Consider the following 4257-nt stretch of genomic DNA (forward strand, 5'->3'; position numbering starts at 1 on the left):
TGAACCGCTCTGCCGATCTATGCGCTCTAGCAGTTTATCGGCTGGTTCGTCGGTTGGATCTTGTGGAACCAGTTCGCCGCGGAATGCTTTTGCTAGAATGCTTTGGGTTAGGTTATCTACCCTCGCCTGTGCTTTTTTCACTTGGGCTTCGATGGTGTCAGCGAAAGCGAAGTATTGGTCAACTAGGCGAACGATTTCTTTTTGTTCGGTGAGTGGTGCAAATGGAATAGCCAAAACACGCATATCACGTAAATGCAAATTTTTGATTGCAGTTCCGACTACTCGACTCGAAACATCAATGCTATTCACCCAGTGCATTAAAGCAATATTTATAAACTCCATGTTTACTTTTGTAGAGGCCGGTTTAATCAAAGCAACACTTACAAACAAATCGAATACTTCATCTGTTCTGACGATAGCCGTTCGCCCAATAGTGCCACTTTTAGTTATCAATAAATCGCCTTTTTCAGGGTTGCAACGGGGATGAATTTCTTCATGCGTTTCTGGCGAAACGTACTTGCAGTTATCAAAATAGATCTTCCCTCCCTTTATGTCTTTAACTGACATAAAGGGAACGCCTTCATCTACGTAAACAGGTTTATGATGAACACCATCTACAATTTTTGAAGATAACGAATCTAATGATACCCACTTCCAACCATCTGGAATCGGGTATTCTTCATTTTTCAAATGCTTCTGAGGCACTTGCATTCGCTTAGTAACTAGTTCGCTTCTACTTTCGATTATGTTGTCGATTTCTTGGAGTGAACATTGGCTTTCATTAATCCCACGCCATTCTTCCGTCAACTTACCCGACACCGCAGAAGCGAGTACCGATTGGCGGAAGCGTTTCAGTAAATCTGGGATGCAATCTAGGCGGGCTTTGATGGTGTCGACCTGTGCCAATACCTCATCGAGTTTTTCAACGATGCGTTTTTGTTCGGCTAGTGAAGGGAGTTGAATCTCATGAGCTTTGATCAATTGCTGAGAGATATTTGGTTGTGCTCCACCTTTTCCTTTCTTGATAAAATTCTGCTTCTCGGAAGTTAGAAAGTAATATAGGAAATCGGTTAAGATCACTCCATCTATTGGATTTCCAACTGCGCACGCTTGATTAGTCGAAGCTTCGAAATCTAAAGTTGATGTTTTACCAATAGTGGCACCGTACATGGCGATCGCAACAGAGCCTTTCGGAAACAGTTTTGCACTAGACTTCTCTAAGCCCAGTTGCGAAATATATTCAGAAGCCTCTTTTAGGTATCTTGGACCTAGATCACCTGTTTTTACCCAAGGAACATCACCGCCATAATAAGAAGGCTCACTCCGTTTAGGTGTGCCGCCTGAACCCCATGAGGCTACATGCTCTAACGGTAACTCAACCCAACCCTTCGGCAACTCACTCATTACTCTACCTCCGGCTTTTCTGCCAAGCCAAAGGCTTCTTCAAGTAGCTGCTTTTGCCCTTCGGCTTCATCGTTCGCGCCAAGTGACTGCATCAGTTGGTAGATTTCCGACATGGCTTCGGTGAGCTCTGCCATTGCTTCACCAGCCAGCACTTCTGGCTCTGGCAGGTTTTCTGCGCTGGTGGCTGCTAGGTCTTTTAGCCATGAGATATCTAGGCTGTCGCCTTTTTGGTCGCGAATGTAGTCACGGCTAAATTTGCGGAAGCGAGCGCTATCTACCTTGTGCGCTTTCTCGCTGACGTTCTCAACACTATCTTCACCTTCTGGGTAAATAGCACCCAAAGTCTCGTAAACACCTTCTTCACGAGGTGATTGACCGTTTTTGTCCGCGCCATAAGCATTGATGAATGCTTCAAAGTGCTTTTCGGTCAGTGGACGGCGTTTACCAAAGGTGTTCATGTTGGTACGCATATCGAACACCCAAGTTTCCTTCGTGCAACCTTTGTCCTGAGCTGGATTCTCTGGTGTGCCTTTTTGGAAGAAGAGTACGTTGGTCTTCACGCCCTGCGCGTAGAAAATACCCGTTGGTAAGCGCAAGATAGTGTGCAGGTTACACTTGTCCATTAAGTCTTGGCGTATGCGCGTGCCTGCGCCTGATTCAAACAACACGTTATCAGGAATAACCACTGCCGCACGGCCACCTGGTTTCAGGTTGGTGTAGATGTGCTGCATAAAGGCAAGCTGTTTGTTTTGCGTCATGTGAGTGAATTCACGGCTCACCCCTGCCCCTTTCGCGCTACCAAACGGTGGGTTGGTGAGAATCACATCGGCAGCGGCTAGGGTTTCACCATCACCACTTAGTGTGTTACCGAGCATGATTGGCCCTTCGCTGTTTTCTGGCCCTTCAATGTCGTGCAATAGGCAGTTCATTAGGGCAAGACGGCGTGTGCCAGAAACTAGCTCTATACCTTGGAACGCTTGGCGCTGTTGGAATATTTGTTGAGGGACAGAGATGTCTTCATGATCATCAGTCTCTTCTTTAATGAAGCGGTCAGCCGAGATCAAGAAACCCGCCGTACCTGACGCTGGATCTTGAATCACTTCGCCAAAAGTGGGTTGAAGTAACGCGGTCATGGTGTCGATGAGCGGACGTGGCGTAAAGTACTGGCCTGCACCCGATTTTGTTTCGCCTGCGTTTTTCTCTAGCAAGCCTTCGTACATGTCACCAAAGTCTTCACGGCTAGAACCGTACCAATCTAGCTTGTCCATGCCTGCAATCAGCTCTTGTAAGTGCTTTGGTTTGTCGATATTTGTGTTCACATTGGCGAAAATCGCGCGAACAATTGAGTGCTCGTCTTCACCCAGTTCTACCAACATACGGCGGTAGAACTGTAACTGATCCAAACCGTTTTTGGCCTTCAGGTCGTGCCAGCGCATGCCTTCTGGTAATAGGTCTTTCTTGTCATCCAATTCGTCACACATTTTAATGAATAGCAGCGATGCCAGCTCGGTAACGTAGTCTTGGTAGGTGATGCCGTCATCACGAAGTACGTTACATAGATTCCACAATTTGCCGACAATTTCATTGGTATTCATATTCTTGTTCCTAATGGCTAACATAAGATCAAATCCGCGTTAGCAAAATAAAAGGATTGGCACAGTGCCAATCCAAAAAATAGTTTTAACGCTTTTCATTGCTTAGCTTAACTTAACCTTACTTAGTTTAGCCTTGCTAAGCCCGAGCAATATTAAGCCGACTCACCCCAAGTCGCGTCGATCAGATCTTTCATAATCACGTCTAACTGACCATCAAGATCTTTATCTGCCCGGCTTTTACCGCCTTTGGTTCGCAAGGTGCCTACTTTAAACGAATCGTCGTTTAATACCAGATCTTCACGCATTTGATTCACTATACGCTTTAACCATTTTTGTTGGGGTTTCGTAAGCTTATAACGTTCTTTGATGGTTTCTTGTGCGTTGGTTAAACGCTCTTCAAACGGAATTAACGGGCTACCAATGGCGGCTTGGCGAATGAGGCCAATGATTCGCGCAGCAACGTCTTCTTGCTTTGCGGCTTTACGTGCTTGTAACAATGTTTGTTCGTTAAACTGTTTGGTTTCCATTTTGCTCAGCAGTGAAACCAAATCAGCCTTGGTGAGATCGCGTGGGCGATTCACTACGGTGTCTAACGCGGTCACTTTGTTTTGGTTCTCTTGTACAAAACGTTCAAACGCCGCTAAATACTCTTCTGGTTTTTCATAGCCGCCCCAGTTTTGCGTGACGGTTACTTCACCTACATCACCTGAGTAGATGAGCGGTGCTCTTTCACCAAAGTTTATCGCTTGGCGCATCGCTGGCTCGCGGTTAAGTATCCACGGATTGCTCTTTATCGCCTCTGCTGCGGCTTTTGGCCCTAGCTGATACAGATGCTTAGGCAGTTGTTTGGCACTTTCTAACTCTGGGAAATTATCCGTTACGAGCGCATCTAATTGGTTCAGCTCTGCGGCGACGCCCTCTTTTTCAAGCTTGAGCTTGTCGGCCTTTTTCAGTGTTCGGCTCAGTTTCACGGTAAACGCATCTAACGATTGCTGAGCAAAGCTGTTGCCATCATCTTGAGTGTGATCGTTCGCGTCTGGATTTGCCATCTCTTCCACTAACTGTTCTAAGCTTAAATTTGGCTTGGTCACGACAGGCTTCATTAGGTTATCTGCCCCAAGGCGCTCTATGGTTTCAGTGAGATTCACCGCATCAAATATTCTGAATGTCTGTTTATTGATTTCATCACAGGTACGCGTGGCGCGGCCTTTCATCTGCTCGTAGAGGATTCGGCTTTTCACTTGGCGCAGGAACACGA

Annotated in this window: 3 protein-coding genes; all 3 read right to left on the reverse strand. The window is 46.3% G+C overall.

Annotation, left to right across the window (positions count from 1 at the left end; genetic code table 11):
- On the reverse strand, positions 1–1404 hold a 1404-nt coding region (locus tag ACP45E_RS08060), incomplete at its 3' end, for a restriction endonuclease subunit S (RefSeq protein WP_069584869.1).
- Entirely contained in the window at positions 1404–2999 is a 1596-nt protein-coding gene (locus ACP45E_RS08065; RefSeq protein ID WP_017037108.1) for an N-6 DNA methylase, read from the reverse strand. The genes ACP45E_RS08065 and ACP45E_RS08060, both read right to left, overlap by 1 nt.
- Positions 3000–3151: 152 nt before the next feature.
- Positions 3152–4257: type I restriction-modification enzyme R subunit C-terminal domain-containing protein (locus ACP45E_RS08070; RefSeq protein ID WP_277815689.1), on the reverse strand; the 1106-nt coding region annotated here is incomplete at its 5' end.

This window comes from Vibrio genomosp. F10 str. 9ZD137, from assembly GCF_049974785.1.
Taxonomy (GTDB): domain Bacteria; phylum Pseudomonadota; class Gammaproteobacteria; order Enterobacterales; family Vibrionaceae; genus Vibrio.

Excerpts from the sequence above, each read along its gene's own strand:
- ACP45E_RS08065 (WP_017037108.1), bottom strand. The coding sequence starts at position 2,999 with ATGAATACCAATGAAATTGTCGGCAAATTGTGGAATCTATGTAACGTA.